Here is a 20,200-nt window from a genome sequence, read left to right as displayed (position 1 = left end):
ATGAAAATCAACAACATGACATGGAAACGAAAAATGATGACAGGAGCGCTTGCGACAAGTTTACTTGTCTTACCATTATCAGGGTGTGGACAAGTAACTTCTGATTCAAAAGCTGATGCTTCTGAAGCGCCAAAAACAGAAGAAATGCAACAAGAAACAGGCCATAATTTTAAGAATATCAACTATAGTGCTGAGCGCTATTTAAGCTATATCTATGAAACAAAAAGTACCGAAATAAAAGATTTATTAGGGATTGATCGTGAACAGTTTGAAGCCCAACAAATAGACTTTTTTGCGGATCGTGCAGGCAGTGTCACGCCAATTGACTATCCACTCGTGATTCAATATGAAAATTTCTATGAAGTCTATCAACCAGAACAAATTAAAACGGAATATGCGACAGCGATGGTCGCTTATTTTGAACAAATTCAAGGAGATTACTCCATTGAGAAAGTAGAAAAAACAAGCAACGGGGCAGAAGTAACGGTTAAAACGAAAGGCATTGCATTGAACGCCTTAGCAAGCCAAGCGAATGAATACATGGATAGTTTAATTGGTTTTGACCAAAACATGGCATTGAGCAAATATCCATCGGATGAAGTTCAAAAAGCCAATGCTGTACTCCAGTTCTGGGCAATGGGCCAACTCTACAAGCAGGGGAACAAAGCACCACTTCTTGATGAACCTGTTGAATATACTCTTTTCTTCGAAAAAGATGTAGATGGCAATTATAAACCAAGTGACGATGCGATGAAGGATGTCTATTCCGGCAGCAGTAAGAGCACATATGAAGACGGAAAGGAAATCTAGATGACGACGAACCAACTGATTGAGTCATTTTTTCATATTGTTGGGCAGTTGATTGGCCAATTTGTTCACCTGTGGTTAAGCGCGCTTGGCCTGATTGTGGTCTCTGTCCTTTACATTATAATTTATTTCGCTGTAGTAGGCAGTCTGGTGTTTCTCGTTATTTATGGTTTGATTCGATTTATACGGAAAAGGAAGTCTAAGAAAAACGGACAAAGGTAAGTCCTGATGAAGAGAGGTGAACACATGCTTCAGATTGAATATGTCAACGGGGAAGACCTGGATATTCAGCCTCATTTAAAACTACCTTATGAAAAAGCGAATCTATTAGGACAACAAAAAAGTGAAGAATTACTCTCTTCCGAACAGAAACAAGAAGTCGCGTTTATTATCTGGGTAGATGAGGTGAAACGGTATGAGTCTACGTTCTATTTTCCTTATGAATGGTTTGATATCGAGGACATTATTGCGGAAGAATTGGCACACATGGCGGATCAAGAGAAAGCCGCCCAATTTCTTCAATACTTTCGTGAACAATTGGACTCGTCAACCAAAAAACGGCTGCCTAAACATCCGAAACCGGTGGAAAAAAGAAAACCCACACGTACACGAACTAAAAAAGTGAAAGAACCAAAGGCTGCATCATCCCCAAATCGAGCGCATCGACCTTTTTGGTGGATAGGAAGCCTGGTGGGTGGCATAGGTGTAGTGCTGGTACTGGCGTTTCTTTTATGGCCACACGAAGCGCCGTCTTCTCCGACGTATGAAGCCTTGATGGAAAAACACGCCTATGCCCAAGCGGCCAAAGCGTATCCCGATAAAACAGCCATGATATATGACCAGCTATGGACAAAAGCCTTACAAGGAAAAGAATCGGATCAAGCGGCCTTTTCCGCCTTTGCGAAAGCCCATCCACAGAAAACCACCTCATGGGATCAAGCGACACTAGCTGGCGATTCAAATGCTGTACGAAAAGCGTATGAAAAGGAGCCAGCTCTGTTTCAAAAAGATGCCAAACGCATGGAGATTATCGGTTATGCGTATCTGAAGAACCAACAAGTGAAGCAAGCTAAAGCCATTGTGGCCGATTATCCAAGTGTGGAGTTGGAAAAGCACATCGCGCAATATGAACAACTTCAGCTTTCCATTTCGCATCGCGAAAAAAAGATTCAAGCGTTACAAAAAGATCCGTTAAAAAATGAAAAGGCGATCCAAAAAGAAATTGACTTATTGTATCAAGATAAGGAAGCGTTGGCGCGCCTATAGGGGGGGGCAGTATGAATTTTTTACCTTTCATCTATGACAACTTTGGTTGGCTTCCAGGTCTAGGTATAGTTCTAGGTCTATTCCTCGCATGGGGGATGTCCACGTATATCGACAAGAGAATGGCAGAAGATGTGGAAGCGGACCTTCAAAAATGGAAAGAGGAGAACTTGGCGGAAAAGAGAAAACAAGAAGCCGTAGCAGAAACGTTTCTAAGAAGCTGGTTGACCGATTCTATTTCAGAAGGACAGCTTACGACCTTCGCATATGAAAAGCGAGAATGGAATGGGGCGTATGAGGTTTGCTATGAAGTACGCCTCCAACAAAAGAAAGACATTCGCTATGTCACTATCAGCGCGTATGACATGGAGTTATGGAAAAAACAAAAACGATTACGTAGAGAACTAGAAAATAAAAAAAGGAGTGAAAAAATTGACTGAAAAATTGAATGCAAAGAAAAAGAGTGTGGTCATCGGTAGTATCTGTGCCTTGTGTCTATTTGGTGCCGCAGGTATTGGCTGGGCGACTTATGGGGAAGAAGAGAATTCCGTACATGAAAAGACACCTCAAGAGAAGCATGAACAAAAGCAAGTGAAGCAAAACCCATTTTCAAACAATACAAAACAAACTTCTCCAAAAACAACCTTTCAACAAGAGAAGAACGCTTCCTTATCGGGGCTTTTCAGCTCACATGAAAACCCAACCGAAGAAGATAGTCCTACACGATTTAATGAAACTACAGATACAGCTTCATTAAGCCAACAGCGAGAACTGGCTCTTCAACAACTTACACAACAAGTTCAGAAGCTCCAACAAGAGAAGGCAACAGCCAACATCATTGCGACGACTGTAAAAGAGACACCGGAAAGGACGCAACCTGTTGTGGAACCCACCATACCGACAACACCCATTACTCCTGACCCTGCACCCGAGGAGGACAATACCAATCCTGCTTTCCCAGACACAGATGTGACGGATGCCGTTTATTTATCCGTGCCAAGTGAAATCACGATTCATGCATTCGCTTCGTTCGATATCCAGACATATGCAGTAGCTGTGGATGGAAATGGAAATGACGTATCTACGGCTATTCAGACAAAAGAAACGTTAAATACACAACAACTAGGTGATCAAATGCTAACGGTACAGGTACAACAGGGACAAGCGTACGCCGACAAACAAATCACAATTCATGTGGTTAACGATGCGCCACAAATGGAAGGGATTACTTCGCAACGGGTGGAAGTGGGACAACCATTTGATCCACGTGCTGGGATTAGCGCCAAAGATACCGAAGAAGGCGATATGACTCCTTTGATTCAAGTCAACAGTGAGGTCGATACTAGTCAGCTTGGTGATTATCTGGTGACCTACACCATCACTGACCAGTTCGGAGCGCAACAAACGCAAACCAGTGTGGTGACGGTCTATGCGCAAGCACCAGTCATAGAAGGAATCGATGACTTAGAAATCTCCCAAGGGACAAATTTTGACCCTATGGAGGGTGTCCAAGTGCTGGATGCATATGGTGAAGTGACGTTAACCGTGACAGGTGAGGTTCAGGTAGATGAACCAGGCATGTATGACGTCACGTATACGGCTGTCAACAAGTATCAACAAAAGACAGAAATTCATCGTGTGGTGACGGTCACAGCACCTGAAGAAAGTGTGGCGTAACCGTTGTTGAAAAAACGCCTGGTATGGAAAATCATCCTCATATTATTGCCATTCGTCCTACTGGGTGGAGCAGCAATCGCTCTTCTTGGCGGTCAATTTTTTGGACAAGGAACGGATGTGGAGAATGTTGCAGTGGGAAGTTGTGCCCCCAGTGCTACATTAGATGAAGCAAAATGGAATGAAGGCTTTGCCCATGCAGGTGTGTTCAAAGGAAAACAAGATATCTTTCTTGCATACGCACAAGAACAAGGCATTGACCCCGTTTTATTTGCTTCAATCGCAATGAGTGAAACGGGTTGGGGAAGTAGTCAAGCTGTTACCAGAAAAAATAATCCAGGTGGCTTAATGGATCCCGCAACCGGGATGGCCACCGTTCGTGTCTTTCCCACGCTAGATGAAGGCTTACATGCCATGGCAGTGACGTTGCATAATCGCGTGGTGGAAGACGGATTAGATACCATTGAAAAACTTGGAAAAGTTTATGCCCCCATTGGCGTCGCGAATGATCCATTTAACATGAATGCGAATTGGATTCCGACCGTGTATTCGATTTCCGAAAAGTTTGGCGGACTTACTCAAAACTGCTCAGCAGAATCATCCGTCGCCGTTGTAGGAGAAAAAATTAGTTACTTTGATGCCGTGATGCGTGAAGCCCAAAAATATCAAGGGTGGACGTATGCTTGGGGAGGAAATAACCCGCAGAGTGGCTTTGATTGTTCAGGGCTTACACAGTGGAGCTTTCTCCAAGCCAATGTCCATATTCCCCGTACAGCATCAGCACAGTATCAGGCCACGACGCGTATTCAAGCTAAAGATGTGAAGGCGGGGGACTTAATCTTTTTTAAAGGTACCTATGGGGGATCGAATCACATTAGTCATGTTGGGATTGTCATCGATCAACAAAATATGTATGACTCCAATAGCAGTGGCATCGGCTATCATAACTATCATACAAGCTATTGGCAGCGTCATTTTGCTGGCTATGGACGCGTTACCAGTAAATAGAAGGGAGAAAGCAAATGAAAAAGAAAATCGCGCTGGTTGCGCTCATTTTGCTGGGTGTTCTAGGAGGAAGCATTGCAGGCTATACATGGGGAACGACCTATGAACAAGCAACAAAACAGTCTTCCGAAAAGCAAGAAAAAAAACAAGCAACGAAACAAAAGACGGAAGAGATTCAAGGGAACACAACGTCGAATACGCACATTGTCAATTCAGAAGAGCAAGAAAAAAAGCAGGCCATTTTGGCGATCAATGAGAAAGTAGTACACGCCTACTTTGAGTATACAAGTACGGAGACCATGATGAAACAAGTGTTGGCCGTATCGAGTCAAGATTTTCAAGGAAAAATAAAAGAAGCATCCGGCGCATCGGGTGAAGCCATTAAGAGTCATTTAGTATCCGTACAAACCTTTGTGGATATGACCAGCGTCTTCCATCCGGAAGTGGTTAATTTGGTCACCAATCGTATAGCCGTGAATGGACAAACGTATCAACAAACGTCGTATGCCCGTTATCAATTTACCAATGAGGAAAATGAATGGAAATTAGCGTCCGTTGCCTTAACCCCTATTCAAGATACGCAAAAAGTACAATAAGAAAGGAAGCGAAAAAGGATGGAAAATCAATCTCTGCAAGAGAATACTTTCCCACGCAATGAAGAACAACCATTGAATGGTTATGAACGTGTCAGAAATGAAATTTTGAAAAAAATAATCAACAAACACTACGTGATTGGAACCGTTCTTCGCTATCAAGATCATCAACAGACGGCACAGAACAAACCCAATTATCAGCGAGCCCTATATTTCCTTGAAGGCGCTGGTATTCAAGTGAATGGCGTGATTATTTCAGATAAGGTGCCCAAAGAGTTAAGTCAACGAATAGGGCTTGTACATGAGTGAACCTAAGCTCCATTTTGATCCTGATAGGCCGGAGGGAAAACCTGCTAAAAAAGGGAAGAGCACCACCAAATCCAGCAAAGAAAGAAGATCTACTCGTCAAATTCCGATGCACCGGCACCGTCTTCAAAATGGGCTAACCATCTTTTTTTATGTACTCTTTACCCTGTTTTTTATCGTGATTGTGATGAATGTAGGTCGTATGAATACCGTCATTGATTTAGCGAATAAAAAAGAAGTGAAAGCGAACGATATTGCCGCAGAAATTCAACAATCTCAACAAATTGGGAAAATCGTATCGTTTGAGGGCAATAAGTGGTTGCAGACTTTTTTCACACATAGTAAAAATCAGGCGGAACAAGACAAGCGTGTCAAGCAACTGAATGCGCATCTATCTGGAAGTTTAGAGATAAGTGGGTTTGATATATCCGGAAAAGATACAGTTCGGAGTGTCAAACAGGTACAAGAAATCAAACAAGAAACCGTGTCTCATTTGAAAGAGATAACGGTTTATAAGACCACTTACGATGTGCAATTTGTCGAACAAAATCATGATCGAAATGTGCAAGTGGTTCTATATGGCATCTACCAGGATGACAAAATGAAATTAATTCAAATTCCAGAATACTTGAATGCAAACAAGGATACAGGTGAAAGTCACAAAGCCCCTTACACGTCAGAAGATTTAGAAGTAAAAGGGGAAGTCATTTCTGGTGCAGAAAAGACGAAAATGACACAATTTGTGGAAAAATTTTTAGCTTTATATTGTCGAAATGATAGCAATTTAAACTTGGTAGCTTCTGTCCAAGGCATTGATGGTGGCACTTTTCAAACCGCTACCTTAACCAATAGCGTTAGAAAAAATGGAAAGGTGGTGGTACAAGGCACGTATACATTTTATTTCCAAGAGTCATCTGCATACACATCCGCATTTACCTTGGAAATGCGTGAAAATAAAGGCAGTTATTTTGTGGACAAAATGAATGATTAGAAGGGAGGTGGATGAAAGTGGATTTACCTTTTGATTTATCCGGTTTATGGACATCACTGAGTGGTCAATTGATGATTGTGTTAGCGATTGCAGGCGTTGTGGTCATCATTTTGGGTGTGTTTACTCAAGGGTGGATGAGAGCCATAGGAGCAGCAATCGGAATTCTAGTCGTCGCAATGTTTGTGATATCTTTTGGCCATTTAACAGAAATTGGGCACTTTCTTTATGATGGAGTCTTTAATACGCTTGGCAAATAAGAAAACGAATCGAAAAGGAAGACTTGTGTCTCTACACAAGTCTTTTGAAAGGAGCGAAAGGAATGGAAATAGATTATACCAAAATGTTAAAGCAAGGCATACGCTTCTACACGTTCCGAGGCCATCCCATTCCTTATATGAAAAATGGCATATCTATGTCGCAATTAATCATTGTAGGCTTATTAGTGGGTGGTCTATCGATATTTGGATTAATCGGACTGTTCTTACAAGTCACGTGGATTCAACATGCTTTTACAAAAGGATGGTTACTGCTTTTTGGAGGAATCATACTCCTTACCTGGATTCTTTTTACATTGAATTGGGATAAGAAAAATTTTTGGCTTTATGCGCTGGATCGCTTCTCCTTTCAAAAACAGCAAATGATCCAATATGAGCATGGCCATCATGTTGCACATCCAATTGAAACTACAGTGGTCTATATCACGAAAGGACGTTAACTAAATGGGAAGAAAAGGAATCAATAAAGCGCTGTCTCCTTATGGACAGATACAAGGGAATGTGCTGTTATCGCCAACGAATGATGTTTTTGCCTTGTATCGCTTGGATATGCAAGACTGTCCTTTAAATGATATTGATTTTTTTAAGGGATATGTGGAAGACGGGAAAGGCGTCTTCTCTCATGAAGAGTTTGACTATCATTTATTAGATGTGCCGGAAGGCTATGACATTGAGGAGCACATTCAAAAAACCGTGGATAAAGTGTTAATTCGAAATGGTGAGGTGCAGCAGGAATATTGGGAAAGAGCTGGCCGGATTTTAAAAGATGAAGTGCACAGTAACCACTACGTGCAGTATTTACAGGTACGTTTGACAAAAGAAGTGGAAATTGTAAATCCGGTGGATTTCTTACAAGAATTATGGACACGCGCTAAGCAAAACTTAAAGCAAATAGCAGGTAACGAAACTTTGGAGAAGAAGCCGTTACAACATTACATTCGTCTGGAAAACATGTTGTTTGAAGATTTGAAAAACTATAAGAAATTAGACCGGGTAACAGAAGAAGAAATGAACCGTATTTTGTATTATCAATTTCATCGTGCCGATCAAAGACCCTTATCTCAAGTGCATGTAGATGCCTTCAACCGGCAAGAAGGCATTATAACGAACCATAAAGGTTATTTAACGATTGAACAGTTAAACAAAACCCATTATATCTCGGTATTACCCGTTGTCGAGACTCCTGAAGTGATAAAAGGGAGTGCTTTTATTCAACGCTTACGTGATACCTTACCCTTTCCGTTTGAGACGCATAGTCATCTTCGCTTTATGAAGCAAGAACGTAATTTGCGTCAAATTAGTAAGATTCGTGATCGGGTGTATTGGCAGGAAAAAGATCGGGATCAAACCGATAGACCTTTGGAAGAAGATGATGTCCTAGAGAAAGGAGAAAGTGCTTTAAAAGATTTACAATCAGGCATCCGACAGGATCACCTTCAACTGGCTAAAACTACGTTATTCTTTGTTTTATATGCCGATTCCAAAGAAGAGTTAGACCAACGGATAAAAAGTTTACAGTATGCCGTCAAGTCGACCGCTTTCCGTGTGTACCAACCCGTTGTGGATCAATTAACCTTATTTCACCAAGCGTTACCAGGTACTAAGTATAGTTTTCAATTATTTGAACGAGAAATGTCATCAGGCTATATATGGGATATGGGGCTTGATTTAGAAACACAAATTGGGAATCGTTACGGGATTCCTTTAGGTCGTGTCATTACCCATAAAAAGTTTCGAGATGCCGATGAAGCACGGGGGATGTCTTCCAAAATGTTTTGGTTTAACCCAGCTTTAACGAAAAAAGCCATCAAGGGTGCTACCGCAACGAATGGGAATACGCAGATTATCGGGCCGCCTGGCTCAGGGAAAAGTGTGACCGTGAAGTATATATTTTGTTGGTTGCCTGACTTAGGCCAGAAAGTGCTTTATGTGGATCCCAAAGATGAAACCGAAGACTTTTTTATGCGTGCTTTGGAGGAATATGGCCATATTCCAGAATTTCGTAAGAAAGTGGAGCGAATTAACTTCCTTCGCCTATCGGGGGAAGAAAAAAATCGTGGCTTATTAGACCCTTTACGTTTTTTACAAGGGGAAGAAGCAGAAACGGCAGCTTGTGAAACGCTCGAACACCTTGCGGAAGTGGATAAAGTAGCGAAGACCACGTTGACAAAACGGCTGATTATCCAACGAGCTGTAAAAAAAGTAGTATCGGAGCATCCTCAACAAAATTTATCTCGTGTACTCGATGAAATACGAAAACATGACCCAGAAATGGCAGAAGTCATAGAAGGTTATGATAAGACGATTGGCCGCGTACTTTTTGGACGAGATGATTCACCCATGATGGATTTTTCCAATCCTATTACGGTTTTGGGCATTGCAGGCTTACAGCTTCAGACGAAAGAAGAAATCAAAGAAAAACAAAAACCATCTAAAACGCAATATGTTTCATTTATTATCATGGAAAACTTGTATCGTCTTGTCAGTGTGTTTTCGAAAGACCGAAACCAAGATGCTGCCATTATTTACGATGAAGCAGGTGGAATGGAAGATACAGCAAGTGGCCAAGAAAAAATCATTGATAGTTTGCGGAAAGGACGCGCGAACAATACCGATATCTATCTCATCTCACAAGCCGATTTAGATGTAGCCGATGAGAAGAAAAAAGAACTCATTAGTTATAAATTTATGTTTAAACCGAAGGGGAAAGACGCTCAAATACGGGCTTTAGAATCGCTAAAACTGGAAGTGAATGAGGAAAATCTGGAAGTGATTGACAATCTGAAACAAGGCACATGCCTTGTACAAGATCACTTAGACCGGACGCAACCCATTGTCGTGGATGTTCTCTTTGAAGAATGGTTACGTGCTTGCTCTTCCACAGATAAAACAGAAGAACGCATTCAAGATGCGTTAGCCTTGGAAGAAGAAAGGGGGTTACTCGCATGATGAAACGTAAAGGAGTCTTTTTTTTGATTCTTATTGTCGTGATATGGCTAGGAAATAGCACCATCGTCTTGGCAGAGGGAACCTTACAAAATCCAACAATCACGGATGACCCCGTAGAGCTGCTACAAGATTACGGAGATTTTTCATTTCCCTTGATGACCAAGGAATACGAAAGCTTAAATAAATTGGCTGAAGTGCTTGCGAATATGGGTGTGACGATTAAAAATGCTGTCATGTCAGTCGTTATAGCGGTAGGAAAATTTAATGCGAATGTCATTGGTTTTTTATTTGATTATGATGCTATGAAACCGATACGCCAACCCATTTTAGATATGACGAATGTCATGGCAGGTTCATTATTGGGCATTGCAACGACCATCGGGGCAACAGTCATGGGCATGATGATGGTGGTGAAATTTATTTTAGAACAAAATATCAAACGTGCCTTGATGGTTTTTCTGATGGCTGTTGTCGTGGTGACCGCCTTTACTGCGATGAAAAGTCCAACGACTAGTAAGCAAATCATGAATTTTGCAACCAATCTGGATACAGCGGTTGCGAGTAAGTTTACAGAATATACGCCAGTGATTGAGGGCGATCAACATGCAACGGATGCAGCCGGAAAAAAAGTGACGCCAGGTACAAGAATCAAAGCCAATATCTTTAAGGCAAATGTTATTGTTCCTTATTGGATTGCCAATTATGGGTCCAGTAATGCGGATAAGATTAACGAGAAAACGATTTCCTACAATAATCAAGACTATAATCGAATTGGATTACTTATGGGAAACGCAGATTCTAGTCAAGTAGATGATAATTTTGTATCGGATCTGGCCAAAATTGAATACGATGACTTAGGAAACAAAAATGTGGGGTGGAAAAAAAGCTTAAGTGTGACTAATTTACTTCTCTTTTTCCTCATACTAAATCTCTTTCAAATGGTGATTTTCTTCCTGCTTTTTGTCGTGAAATCTATGTTAGGTTTCTTGTTAACCTTTCTCTTTCCTTTAAGTTTATTGATTTTATTATTCTCCATGTTTTCCAGCAACATGAACCCTATTAAAAATATTGGCAAAGGGTATTTGACGTTAATGCTATTTAAAGGAGGCGTATCCTTTATGGTTTACTTTTATACCTCCTATATGATATTGGCTTATCGGACAAGTGATAGTCAGCCCAATTCGTTGTTAAAAATAGCGATAATTATGTTGTATATGTTGATGCCACTCGCAGTTTATGTGTGGCGACACTTTTTATTCTCCTTACTTCAGACCGTGTTCACGGGACGACCGGTTCAAGGTCAACAGCTCGCGAAACAATTCTTTAATCCGGCAGCAGCTGGATATAATCGAAATGGAAAAGAAAAACCTACTAAGGAAGAAAAAGAACGTCTCAAAGCGAAAAAAGAACAAGAACGAGAGAATGCACGAAAACGAAGAAAAATATATGGGCCAAGCTTTTTAAGAGCGCCTAAACGCGCCTTAAAATTAGCGCAAGAAGCGCGTAAAGGTCTACAGGAAAAACAAGAACAAGCCAAAGCGAAAGAACAAGCTGGCCAAGCGCGTGTACAAAACAGCAAGGCTCGTCAAGTGCATCGTGATCGTCAGAAAGGATTGGAAGAAACCTTTCAAGATGTCGAAGTGGGGCATGGTCGAAATGGAAGCATAACACCTCAACAAATGCGTCGACAAGCTAAACGTCAACAGATTGAGCAAAAACATGAACGGCGAAGGGAAAAACAAGATGCTTTACAACGTGAACGAGCGTATGAGAAACAGCGCGCCCCGATGAAAAAAGCGCATCAGCAAGCAGCTCGTCAACAGCTTGACCAGAAACGAAGTCAAGCCATGGAGCCAAAGATAAGAAGGCCATCAACGCAGCGACAATTGACACCAAACCCAGCGACAAATCGGTCGGAGACAGCCCCTACGATGGCGAACCGAAGACCACGTTTACAGCCAAAGGGTTCTACAAATCAAGCGCCCAAGTTCCCTTCTGGAAACATGTCACGCGGGACCGGACAAACATCATCTGTACCACTTCAAGCTAGGAGGCTTCATGGTCAGAAAGCCAACAATCGACCGCGCGTGGGACAGAAACAAACAACTTCTATGCTTGGGATAAGCAACAAAAGGAGGCGTCATTAGATGTGGGAAAATCGAGGAATATTTGATTTTAGTGGCTCCAGAAGGTCGAAAGGAAGTGACCCCAATCAGCCCCCAAAAACACGGTTACAAAAACTATATCTTCTTCTGTTCTTGATAGGCTTTCTCTTCTATCCGTTTTTAATCAGTGGTATGATCTGTGCCTCCCCATTTTTATATTATCATTATCAAGTTGATCGGAAGAGAAACGGTGCCAAAATGATATTCAAACCATGGCTCTATCAGAAGGAAAAAATTTTTTGGGTGGCTGCCATCGGGTTCTTTTTCTTGAATCTGTTTTTGTTTATTCGAGTGATGCCGCAAGCCTATTTTTCAGCGTATCAGTACTTTCCAATGCAACAAATTGGAAGTCCTTTACAGATAACAGAAGCGACCATTTTCCCCCTTTTCTTAGGTGGATGTGGGATGATGTGTGTGTTTATCCTTTTCTTCATTTTTCAGCAAAAACAAAAAGTGGAATCCACAGATAAGCGACGGAAACGAATGTTTGAGTCCCAAGCCTATTTAGAACGGCGTCGAAACAGACGGGAAACCAACGAAAATCTGAATGAAAAGTATGAACAGAAGATGGCAGAAGTCGTCATGACAGAAGATACTCAAACGCAAAGGTTGCCCCTTTTACTGGGGGTAGACGAATATGGTGAAGAAGCATGGGTGCCTTTAAAAGAGTTCAATTATCATGGTCTAATCGCTGGAACGACCGGTAGTGGGAAAACGACATTGCTCGAAGTGTTCTTTGATTATTGTGCACGTGCGCATCTCCCTGCGCTTATTATCGATGGGAAAGGGAGTTCAGAAACCCGACAATCAGTCGAAGACTACGCGAAGAAACATAACCGACCGCTCTCTATTTTTTCTGATGAACATGACTTGCGCTATAACCCCATTAAGTATGGAAATAGTGTGGTAGTACGTGATAAGTTAATCGGTTTAGCTGAGTCAGAGAGTATGTATTATTCGAGTGGAGGAGAAAAACTCATTCAAACGACGGTTCAATTAATCGATCAAACGCCTTTTCTAAAACGCAACTTACACACCTTTTCCAAACTATTAAATGCTGAGGAAGCGCTGCGAGTCTTTCACCAATTGATTCCGTGGAAGTCATTAAAATATGACGATATTTATAAACGAAAGCGAAAAATGATTGATGCGTATCAACAAGCCAATGAAGAAGCGCAAGAGCAAGAGACCGAGAAGGAGGCGATGAAGAAAGCTAAAGCGCAGGCCTATACGACGGCACCGCGAGGTATGGCAGGGCGTGCAGGTGCACGTATCGAACATCAGGGACAACAACCAGAGCAAGCCGATGTCATCCGACAAATGATTGAAGAAATGCCCCTATATCGTCGAATTAAGTTTCTGAAGGAAGAGCTGACCGATGCCCAACAGAACACCTTTTATCAGTTGTTTGAAAAATATGAGAAGGCGGAAGGTGGCATTTATCAACTGTATTCGAAGTCTGATAATTTGATTACCAACGTTGATTTATTACTAAATAGCGAAATAGGTTATCTGTTTGATACAACAAATTCGGAAAAGGAAGAGCTTGATTTACTTGCCGCAGATGAAGAAAATGCCATTGTCTACGTGGCGTTAGACGGCTTAATTTACCAAAAGTTTATTGAAATTTTGGCGCATTTTCTCATTGGAGAGATGAATTTTTTAGCTTCTTATCGGTATAAAACGATTGGCCGTGAAAAGAAAAAGAATCCTTCCTACGTACCTAAACCGATGTTTTTATTTTGTGATGAGCCTACGACGTACCTGTCATTGAACTTTTTAGACACGGTAAATAAAACGAGAGGAGCAGGTATTCACACGATATTTTCTCCTCAAACCTTAACCGATTTAAAGCTAAAAAAACCAGAAGCAGCCGAAATTTTAATTGGGAATGCGAACACATTTATGATTGGACGGTTAAATTCCCCTGAAGAAGCTGAGTATGTCGCGAAGCTAATCGGAACGTATCAAGATGTGGATGTGACGGAAGTCACCACACAAGAAGAAGGTTATAGCAGCCTGAATCGCATTAACTGGACAGGCGATAAGGGAACGAAACGGGATGTAAGAAACTTCAAAGTGGAGCCCGATAAAATCAAAGAATTAAAGCAAGGGGAGTTTATTTTGTATCGAAAAGCGAGTGATGAATACGAAGAACCGCGTAAAATTTACGCACGAAAAGCATAAATTTGACAATGGGCACTTTGGTGGGCACTTTCATGGGGAGAAGACGGGGTACTTTCATGGGTTTTGGGGTGGGCGCTTTGGTGGGCACGAGGCCTTTTTTAGCCATCACGCTCCAAGTGTTGGGACGGTAGGCTTTATCCCCCTTTTTTGCAAGCAAAAAAATCCTGACCATTTTCTCCCTACGTGGTGTGGAAACCACACCGGGAGAAAATGGTCAGGATTACGGGAAATAAAGCCTACCTAAATAAGAGGAGCTAACTAAAAAAGACCTCGTGCCAAGAGAAAAAAGAAAGAGTAGTAAAAAGACAAAAGAGCAACAACTACTAACCCCCCTAGCCCCCCTTCCTTCACCAAAACTTGAAGGAAGGGGGGGATTCGTAACACAAGGAGGCAGTACTCAACAAACACCCCCTCACTCCCCCTCTTTCAATCATGAAAGAGGGGGAAGATGGAAGCGACGAGTGGACACTCGTCGCCGCCATGCCCTTAACAGCAAAAATACAGAAAAGTAGCGTAAAAGGAAAGCGACACGCCCGTCCACTTTTCATGTGGAAAGTGGACAGACCGAAACGAGAAGGTGCAACCTTCTCGTTACAATGGCGCTACCGCCCGTTCGGTTGGTGACGTCTTTCACTTACGGGTTAGCTTGCGCCAACCCATGGCCTAAAAGACGGTGGAAGGAGGGAGAAAATGAGCCTTAACAAATTATTATTTCATCACTACATTGATCCTCATTCTGGAAATGCAAACTTAACGACTATACTAGCGTTGGTCAATGAATTAAGAATTATCTCCAGAAAACAAATTAAGCAATTTATCACAACGAATAAAAAGTTAAATAAAAAAACCTATGACAAACTGCTTAACACCTTGGAAGAACTCCATTTTATTGAGCGCATGTACGATTATACGTATCAGCGTTCAACAGTTTATTACATCACAAGAGAAGGAATCGCATTCTTAGGATCCAGTTTAACAGCGCCGAATAATCCTAAGTATAATGTGGAACACCATCTGAAGATTAATGACATGATGTTAGAAGCCATCCAAGTTTTGGGGTACCATCCCTTACTCAACAGTATTTCAAGTGAACGAAGGCTTGTGCACGAACAAAAAGATGCCAAAGAAAATACCAAAGGACGGATTTATAAAGTCCCGGACTTTTGTTTTGAATTTTTAGATCCTGAAGCGGATGTAGATATTAATTGGCACTTTGAAATCGAGCTAACACTAAAAAGTGTGACGCGGTATCAAGAAAGAATTTTGCCCCATTACATGAATTTATTAGATAACGAATTTACGAAAGATGAAAAAATTATCTATGCCGTGCCAACTGAAGCTATTCAAAGAAAATTGTATCAAATGGTCGGAGAGATCGAGCATAAAAAAAATCGAGGCTATGCCAATCTCATTATTGTCCATTTTGATGATTTTGCGACAACCCTGTTAGAGTTATCGCAAGATTTAAGACAAACCAAAACCCAAAGAAAAGAGGAAGAAGAATGAAATTAAATAAAGTCGTGTTAATTGGTCGTATTGCTCAAGATTTAGAATTAAAGAAAGTGGAGACCCAAGATGGTTCCAAAAGTGTGTGTAATTTTCGACTTGCGGTCACGCGTGACCGCAAAAATAAAAAAACAGGAGACTATGGCGCTGATTTTATCAGTTGTGTCATTTGGGGAAAACAGGCCGAAAATTTGTATGAATATCAAAAGAAAGGCAAACTCATTTTAGTGACGGGTCGCATTCAGGTTCGCGATTATGACAATCAAGAAGGAAAAAAACAGTATGTGACAGAAGTGTTGGCCGATGACATTAAATATATGGAAAAAATAAGTCACGCAGGGAGTCACATCACAGAAGAAACACCACCACCACCAGCTAGAGCTTCCGGACGGATGGAAGAACCACCTGAACCGGCAGAGGAGATGGTGCATGATGACTATCCAGAGGATGGATGGCCGCCTATCCGTGATGAACAGGGCTTCCCCCAAAGTAATCAAGGAGGCTTTAGTTCATGATAGTCTGGGCGATGCTCACTCTGTTGGTGGTTGCTATAGGCATGGTATTGGTGAATCAAGCGCAGAAAAAAAAGACCCGAACCTGGGTCTATCGTTACTTGGAACAGCAAGTCTACACAGAAGAAACTGAGGTTGTGGGTTTTCATATCAAGCGGAAACGAGAAGCGGAGGGATTGGATTATGTGGTGACGGCCAAAATTCAATATGAAGAGGCCGGGGAATGGCTAGAAGATGTTGAAACCTTGGTGATGACCCCACACGAATATGAGGCCTTTCAACGAGCGTGGCGCTATAATCAAAAGCTTCAAAAAATCGAAAAACACAACCTGAAGAGAATACACTGAAGGAACAAACCAAAAGATGACTATCTCCCCCTCATTCCCCCTCTTTCAGTTTTGAAAGAGGGGGAGGATAGAAGGAACGAGCCGCGGCTCGTTCCTTTTGATTTTAAAAAACGCCTGAGCGATTGGCCGTCGTTTCGATGCACCTGTGGGATAGGTTTCGTTTTTTCAGTGGAACGCAGTTATCCTCGCCCTCCTTATCCTATTCCCTCCATGAAAAAATCGCAAGGGGCGGAAAAACTTTTTTTAAACGCTTCGCAAAAAAACTTTTTCCTACAGCACTCCCTTGCGATTTTTTCCCTCCGGGAATCACGGATAGTCAGGCGAAGATAACTACACTGAAAAAACGAAACCAAACCAATCCAACAGGGAGGTGATCTCTAAACTCATTCCAATAGGCGTTTTTCTCTTTTCGGCTCAGAAAAACTTCCTCAAAAAACAAAAAAATCAAAAGCAAACCCAAAAACCAGAACCGAAAATAAAAAAATAGGAGCTGTGACACATGGAAGTGAAGATTATTAATGAAAAAGAAGCTGAAAAAGCAAGAGTCAAATCGTTAAGTCAGATAACCCATGAAATTCTAATGCAAAAACTTGAAAAATATGCGGTAAACATGAAAGTGAATCAAAATGTTAACATTTTCGACCCAGAGCCCTGTTCTTATTATGAAACGCTCGTTTTTACACTGACACATAAAAATGAACATAGTGCTACATTTCATTTTGAAGGCGTTACCATCGAATAAAAGACAACAAAAAACTTGGCAGAAAGGGAATTCTGTCAAGTCCAAACGTACACATGAAAAATTAATTGTACATCTATTCTAACAAAAAACATCTATTTTCACAAGAGAAAGGAAGATAAACTATGAGCCTCCCCTATTATCAAGTTTTTCAAGAAATACGTTACCCAAACGGACAAAAAGAAACAAACACCTTAAAAACGAATATGACAAAAGCACAAGCTAAAGCCTTTATGTGCCAACAAGCTTTAGAGGCTGAACAACGTTGGGTTTTGCAGAAAAATTATGACTTAGATTTAACCGTAAAAGACCATTTTCTTATCGGTTTACGGTTTCGTTCAAAAAAAAGGAAAAATGACATTATTCGAATCAGCTTCACAGTAAAGCGCATTACTATACTCGAAATATTAAATATACGCTAAGGCTAAGTAAGGCAACCAAAAAAGGAGGAATTTAACATGTCAACCCCATTCAAACAAGCACAATCTAAATTAGAACGATTGAAACAAGAACAAGAAGAGGTCAAAAAAGCCATTCGAAAGGAAAATGCCAATATTCCATTTGGTCAACCGAATATTATCGGAAGACGGGATATTTACAAAGACGTGAAACGATACTACGCCAAGCAAAGAAAATTAGCCAAAGAACAAGAGAAACAAGAAGATAGAATTGCCATGTTAGAAGATGTAGAGCAATTCAAACAAGCGAATCAACTCGTGCAAGATGTGCATGTGGTAGGCAAGTCAGAGTACGCGACTATCGGCGTAAAAACAAGTGTCAATAACTTAGATTACTTCAGACAGAAATTAATCGAACTGGAACAAGCCAATCAAGAAGCCAAAGCCTTCAACAAAACGAAACCAAAGCTACTTAAAAAAACATACGGCACGCAAATCACTAAGCTCAAAAGAAAAATTGCGGACTTAGAAGCGATACAGGAACAAGCCGAAAAAAACGTTTTTAGCGCCAAAACGAAGGAACTCATTGAAAGTGGTGCCGTGACACAATGGCAGAAAAAGCCGATATTTTATTTTGTGAAAGGGTTGCGGAAAGTGGCGTTTGAAATTGACGAGAAGGGCGATTTTTTCATCTCTCCTTGGTACACACCCAATAACGAGGAAGAAGAAACTTTTGTACAACAGTTATTAGACAAGACGAAAGAGAACTAAGGAGGAAAATGAAGATGACCACACTACAAGACATGAAAAAAGAAGCGTTACGGCGTATGGAAAAAATCGGTTTGCACACACCTCTGTGTGCAAACGATGCGGGTGAGGACATGTTATTTTATAGTGACGGATATAGCATTCAACCCATTGAAAAAAATGAAGAAATAAAAAGGAAAGTACAGGCTTTTCAAGAGGAAAATCCTGATAAACAAATTTATTTCATTCTTCTCACTGAAAGTAACCTAGGTACCCTTTTAAATTATTTATTTGTCACCGACAACGAAGAGGAATGGACATATGATGAAAGTGATTTAAATGAAGGGTACGCCTTTTGTTACGTTGAAAATTTAACATTTCCTGATTGTTCGGAATATGGCACGATTGGGATTCAAAAAATAGATAGCGGAATCAAACGAATTTCTTAGGAGGAATTAAAATGAGTAATTATGAAGATTTTCAGCCTGAAGCCATTTATGAAGAAATAATATTTAATCATACAATCCACGCGTTAAGTAACATACTCCGTTTTCACCGGAGTACGTTACCAGACGATGCCTATGCCTATTGTGTACGTGATTCTGATAATGGCATGGACTTTGCCAATATTGCCCCTTACGTTATGGTGAACCATAGTTTAGACATCATTTGTGCGAACCCCATCGAATTTCCAGCTGTGGGCTGGGTAGATATAGAAGATTGGGAATATACAGGGCGGAAGTTGACTTTTGAAGCCTTTAAAAGCGAGCAAAAAAGAGAGGTAGACGCATGATAACATCTAGTATTATCAGCTATCCAGAGCGTGGCGCGTATGGAGATTCAAAATACCGGGGCAATTGTTCTGGTTACGTGATTTAATCCAACATTTTTACGGGGCGAACAAGCCCCGTAAATTTGTAGAAGTATTTTCAGGCGGTGGGACGGGCGCCGATGTAGCGAAAGCGCTCCATCTTGAAAATAGCATTCATTTGGACTTATCAAATGGCTGGAACGCTTTACAAGATGATATGCCAAGCGGATCGGATTTTGTTTTCAGCCATCCGCCTTACTGGGACATCATTCGCTACGAATGGCAACGCCAAGAAGCCCACCAGGGAAGTGCCACATTAGATACCTTGTACGAGCAACTGCAACATTGTAAAAAAGCGAAAAATAATCAACATGTCCGTGCTAAGTTGCGACAAGTGTTAAATGAACACATCAATTTTAAAAAAAAGGAAAGGAATGGAGATTATGTTTATAATGCCAAACATGAAAGAAAAGCACTATTTCAAATACACATTTTTTTTAAGTGATGTGGAGGTGCTGACAGCAGGCGAGTTTCGTGGTGTGACCACTCAAGATGAAGTTGTCCATTTACAAGTTGACCATATTGCAAGTGTCGACGTGATGAATGACTTGGTGACCGTGATAGGAAGCGAATACCCCCATGGTTAAAATAAGCACGCCTTGCGTGCCTATTTTTTAAAAGGAAAGGTGGTTGTCACCACCTGAAGTGCTCCAAGCTTCCAAAACGCCTTGTCGCATGGAAAAGTCAAAAGCATAAGGTCAAGGGCATGGTTATTTTTAGCTGAAGCTAAAAATCCCCTATGAAAATCATTTTTACCTTTCTGCTTTGCCATACGCATTGTTCTGCGCTCACTTTGTTCGCTCCGTGACAACGCTTCAACATCTTGTGTGCATCTAGGCAGCCATTAGGCGGAACCTTGCGCTTC

Annotated in this window: 24 protein-coding genes; 23 read left to right on the top strand and 1 reads right to left on the bottom strand. The window is 41.2% G+C overall.

Features of this window, described 5'->3' with window-relative positions; genetic code table 11:
• From BN1609_RS13240 to BN1609_RS14145, 23 genes are all read left to right on the top strand, one after another.
• Positions 1-810: a hypothetical protein gene (locus BN1609_RS13240; protein WP_255377396.1), complete on the top strand. Its 810-nt coding sequence runs from the start codon at positions 1-3 to the stop codon at positions 808-810.
• Positions 811-1,053: 243 nt separating this feature from the next.
• Positions 1,054-2,073, top strand: a complete 1,020-nt coding sequence (locus BN1609_RS13230) for a hypothetical protein (protein ID WP_088840981.1) — start codon at positions 1,054-1,056, stop codon at positions 2,071-2,073.
• 11 nt (positions 2,074-2,084) lie between these two features.
• Positions 2,085-2,510 (top strand): hypothetical protein, encoded by a 426-nt coding sequence (locus tag BN1609_RS13225; protein WP_088840980.1) that lies wholly within the window; start codon positions 2,085-2,087, stop codon positions 2,508-2,510.
• Between the two features lie 49 nt (positions 2,511-2,559).
• Positions 2,560-3,747, top strand: a complete 1,188-nt coding sequence (locus BN1609_RS13220; RefSeq protein ID WP_159458341.1) for an immunoglobulin-like domain-containing protein — start codon at positions 2,560-2,562, stop codon at positions 3,745-3,747.
• Positions 3,748-3,792: 45 nt separating this feature from the next.
• A complete protein-coding gene (locus BN1609_RS13215; protein WP_159458340.1) occupies positions 3,793-4,752 on the top strand; it encodes an NlpC/P60 family protein in 960 nt (319 codons plus the stop codon).
• A gap of 14 nt (positions 4,753-4,766) precedes the next feature.
• A complete protein-coding gene (locus BN1609_RS13210; RefSeq protein ID WP_088840977.1) occupies positions 4,767-5,345 on the top strand; it encodes a hypothetical protein in 579 nt (192 codons plus the stop codon).
• 18 nt (positions 5,346-5,363) lie between these two features.
• Positions 5,364-5,651 carry a hypothetical protein gene (locus BN1609_RS13205; protein WP_088840976.1) on the top strand — a complete coding sequence of 96 codons (288 nt, stop codon included), beginning with the start codon at positions 5,364-5,366 and terminating at the stop codon, positions 5,649-5,651.
• Positions 5,644-6,639: a conjugal transfer protein gene (locus BN1609_RS13200; protein ID WP_088840974.1), complete on the top strand. Its 996-nt coding sequence runs from the start codon at positions 5,644-5,646 to the stop codon at positions 6,637-6,639. The genes BN1609_RS13205 and BN1609_RS13200 overlap by 8 nt, the downstream gene beginning before the upstream one ends.
• 11 nt (positions 6,640-6,650) lie before the next feature.
• Positions 6,651-6,896: a hypothetical protein gene (locus BN1609_RS13195; protein WP_088840972.1), complete on the top strand. Its 246-nt coding sequence runs from the start codon at positions 6,651-6,653 to the stop codon at positions 6,894-6,896.
• 62 nt (positions 6,897-6,958) lie between these two features.
• Positions 6,959-7,354, top strand: coding sequence for a TcpE family conjugal transfer membrane protein (locus tag BN1609_RS13190; protein ID WP_088840970.1), 396 nt, complete (start codon positions 6,959-6,961; stop codon positions 7,352-7,354).
• Between the two features lie 4 nt (positions 7,355-7,358).
• Positions 7,359-9,863 carry an ATP-binding protein gene (locus BN1609_RS13185; protein WP_088840969.1) on the top strand — a complete coding sequence of 835 codons (2,505 nt, stop codon included), beginning with the start codon at positions 7,359-7,361 and terminating at the stop codon, positions 9,861-9,863.
• Positions 9,860-12,010, top strand: coding sequence for a hypothetical protein (locus BN1609_RS13180; RefSeq protein ID WP_088840968.1), 2,151 nt, complete (start codon positions 9,860-9,862; stop codon positions 12,008-12,010). The genes BN1609_RS13185 and BN1609_RS13180 overlap by 4 nt, the downstream gene beginning before the upstream one ends.
• Positions 12,011-12,226: 216 nt before the next feature.
• Complete coding sequence (locus BN1609_RS13175; RefSeq protein WP_159458339.1) at positions 12,227-14,215, top strand: type IV secretory system conjugative DNA transfer family protein; 1,989 nt, start codon at positions 12,227-12,229, stop codon at positions 14,213-14,215.
• Positions 14,216-14,905: 690 nt separating this feature from the next.
• Complete coding sequence (locus BN1609_RS13165; RefSeq protein ID WP_088840964.1) at positions 14,906-15,721, top strand: replication-relaxation family protein; 816 nt, start codon at positions 14,906-14,908, stop codon at positions 15,719-15,721.
• On the top strand, positions 15,718-16,236 hold the full coding sequence (locus tag BN1609_RS13160) for a single-stranded DNA-binding protein (RefSeq protein WP_088840963.1): 519 nt from the start codon (positions 15,718-15,720) through the stop codon (positions 16,234-16,236). The genes BN1609_RS13165 and BN1609_RS13160 overlap by 4 nt, the downstream gene beginning before the upstream one ends.
• Entirely contained in the window at positions 16,233-16,580 is a 348-nt protein-coding gene (locus BN1609_RS13155) for a hypothetical protein (RefSeq protein ID WP_088840962.1), read from the top strand. The genes BN1609_RS13160 and BN1609_RS13155 overlap by 4 nt, the downstream gene beginning before the upstream one ends.
• 499 nt (positions 16,581-17,079) lie before the next feature.
• Positions 17,080-17,322, top strand: a complete 243-nt coding sequence (locus BN1609_RS13150; protein ID WP_088840961.1) for a hypothetical protein — start codon at positions 17,080-17,082, stop codon at positions 17,320-17,322.
• Between the two features lie 122 nt (positions 17,323-17,444).
• A complete protein-coding gene (locus BN1609_RS13145; protein ID WP_088840960.1) occupies positions 17,445-17,741 on the top strand; it encodes a hypothetical protein in 297 nt (98 codons plus the stop codon).
• A 36-nt stretch (positions 17,742-17,777) separates the two neighbouring features.
• Positions 17,778-18,488 carry a hypothetical protein gene (locus BN1609_RS13140; RefSeq protein WP_088840958.1) on the top strand — a complete coding sequence of 237 codons (711 nt, stop codon included), beginning with the start codon at positions 17,778-17,780 and terminating at the stop codon, positions 18,486-18,488.
• A gap of 14 nt (positions 18,489-18,502) precedes the next feature.
• Positions 18,503-18,913, top strand: a complete 411-nt coding sequence (locus tag BN1609_RS13135; RefSeq protein ID WP_088840956.1) for a hypothetical protein — start codon at positions 18,503-18,505, stop codon at positions 18,911-18,913.
• Between the two features lie 11 nt (positions 18,914-18,924).
• Positions 18,925-19,257 (top strand): LPD28 domain-containing protein, encoded by a 333-nt coding sequence (locus tag BN1609_RS13130; protein ID WP_088840955.1) that lies wholly within the window; start codon positions 18,925-18,927, stop codon positions 19,255-19,257.
• 64 nt (positions 19,258-19,321) lie between these two features.
• A complete protein-coding gene (locus tag BN1609_RS13125) occupies positions 19,322-19,780 on the top strand; it encodes a hypothetical protein (protein ID WP_088840953.1) in 459 nt (152 codons plus the stop codon).
• Between the two features lie 7 nt (positions 19,781-19,787).
• A complete protein-coding gene (locus BN1609_RS14145) occupies positions 19,788-19,922 on the top strand; it encodes a hypothetical protein (RefSeq protein WP_255377394.1) in 135 nt (44 codons plus the stop codon).
• Between the two features lie 20 nt (positions 19,923-19,942).
• Here the strand turns inward: BN1609_RS14145 and BN1609_RS13950 are convergent, their stop codons facing one another.
• Positions 19,943-20,113, bottom strand: a complete 171-nt coding sequence (locus BN1609_RS13950; RefSeq protein WP_159458338.1) for a hypothetical protein — start codon at positions 20,111-20,113, stop codon at positions 19,943-19,945.
• Positions 20,114-20,200 lie beyond the last annotated feature (87 nt).

This window comes from Listeria sp. ILCC797 (assembly GCF_900186185.1).
Taxonomy (GTDB): Bacteria; Bacillota; Bacilli; order Lactobacillales; family Listeriaceae; genus Listeria; species Listeria goaensis.
This window is presented reverse-complemented; position numbering and strand designations above follow the sequence as displayed.

Excerpts from the sequence above, each read along its gene's own strand:
- BN1609_RS13240 (WP_255377396.1), top strand. The coding sequence starts at position 1 with ATGAAAATCAACAACATGACATGGAAACGAAAAATGATGACAGGAGCG.
- BN1609_RS13230 (WP_088840981.1), top strand. The coding sequence starts at position 1,054 with ATGCTTCAGATTGAATATGTCAACGGGGAAGACCTGGATATTCAGCCT.
- BN1609_RS13225 (WP_088840980.1), top strand. The coding sequence starts at position 2,085 with ATGAATTTTTTACCTTTCATCTATGACAACTTTGGTTGGCTTCCAGGT.
- BN1609_RS13210 (WP_088840977.1), top strand. The coding sequence starts at position 4,767 with ATGAAAAAGAAAATCGCGCTGGTTGCGCTCATTTTGCTGGGTGTTCTA.
- BN1609_RS13205 (WP_088840976.1), top strand. The coding sequence starts at position 5,364 with ATGGAAAATCAATCTCTGCAAGAGAATACTTTCCCACGCAATGAAGAA.
- BN1609_RS13200 (WP_088840974.1), top strand. The coding sequence starts at position 5,644 with ATGAGTGAACCTAAGCTCCATTTTGATCCTGATAGGCCGGAGGGAAAA.
- BN1609_RS13195 (WP_088840972.1), top strand. The coding sequence starts at position 6,651 with ATGAAAGTGGATTTACCTTTTGATTTATCCGGTTTATGGACATCACTG.
- BN1609_RS13190 (WP_088840970.1), top strand. The coding sequence starts at position 6,959 with ATGGAAATAGATTATACCAAAATGTTAAAGCAAGGCATACGCTTCTAC.
- BN1609_RS13185 (WP_088840969.1), top strand. The coding sequence starts at position 7,359 with ATGGGAAGAAAAGGAATCAATAAAGCGCTGTCTCCTTATGGACAGATA.
- BN1609_RS13180 (WP_088840968.1), top strand. The coding sequence starts at position 9,860 with ATGATGAAACGTAAAGGAGTCTTTTTTTTGATTCTTATTGTCGTGATA.
- BN1609_RS13175 (WP_159458339.1), top strand. The coding sequence starts at position 12,227 with ATGATATTCAAACCATGGCTCTATCAGAAGGAAAAAATTTTTTGGGTG.
- BN1609_RS13165 (WP_088840964.1), top strand. The coding sequence starts at position 14,906 with ATGAGCCTTAACAAATTATTATTTCATCACTACATTGATCCTCATTCT.
- BN1609_RS13160 (WP_088840963.1), top strand. The coding sequence starts at position 15,718 with ATGAAATTAAATAAAGTCGTGTTAATTGGTCGTATTGCTCAAGATTTA.
- BN1609_RS13155 (WP_088840962.1), top strand. The coding sequence starts at position 16,233 with ATGATAGTCTGGGCGATGCTCACTCTGTTGGTGGTTGCTATAGGCATG.
- BN1609_RS13150 (WP_088840961.1), top strand. The coding sequence starts at position 17,080 with ATGGAAGTGAAGATTATTAATGAAAAAGAAGCTGAAAAAGCAAGAGTC.
- BN1609_RS13145 (WP_088840960.1), top strand. The coding sequence starts at position 17,445 with ATGAGCCTCCCCTATTATCAAGTTTTTCAAGAAATACGTTACCCAAAC.
- BN1609_RS13140 (WP_088840958.1), top strand. The coding sequence starts at position 17,778 with ATGTCAACCCCATTCAAACAAGCACAATCTAAATTAGAACGATTGAAA.
- BN1609_RS13135 (WP_088840956.1), top strand. The coding sequence starts at position 18,503 with ATGACCACACTACAAGACATGAAAAAAGAAGCGTTACGGCGTATGGAA.
- BN1609_RS13130 (WP_088840955.1), top strand. The coding sequence starts at position 18,925 with ATGAGTAATTATGAAGATTTTCAGCCTGAAGCCATTTATGAAGAAATA.
- BN1609_RS13950 (WP_159458338.1), bottom strand. The coding sequence starts at position 20,113 with ATGCGTATGGCAAAGCAGAAAGGTAAAAATGATTTTCATAGGGGATTT.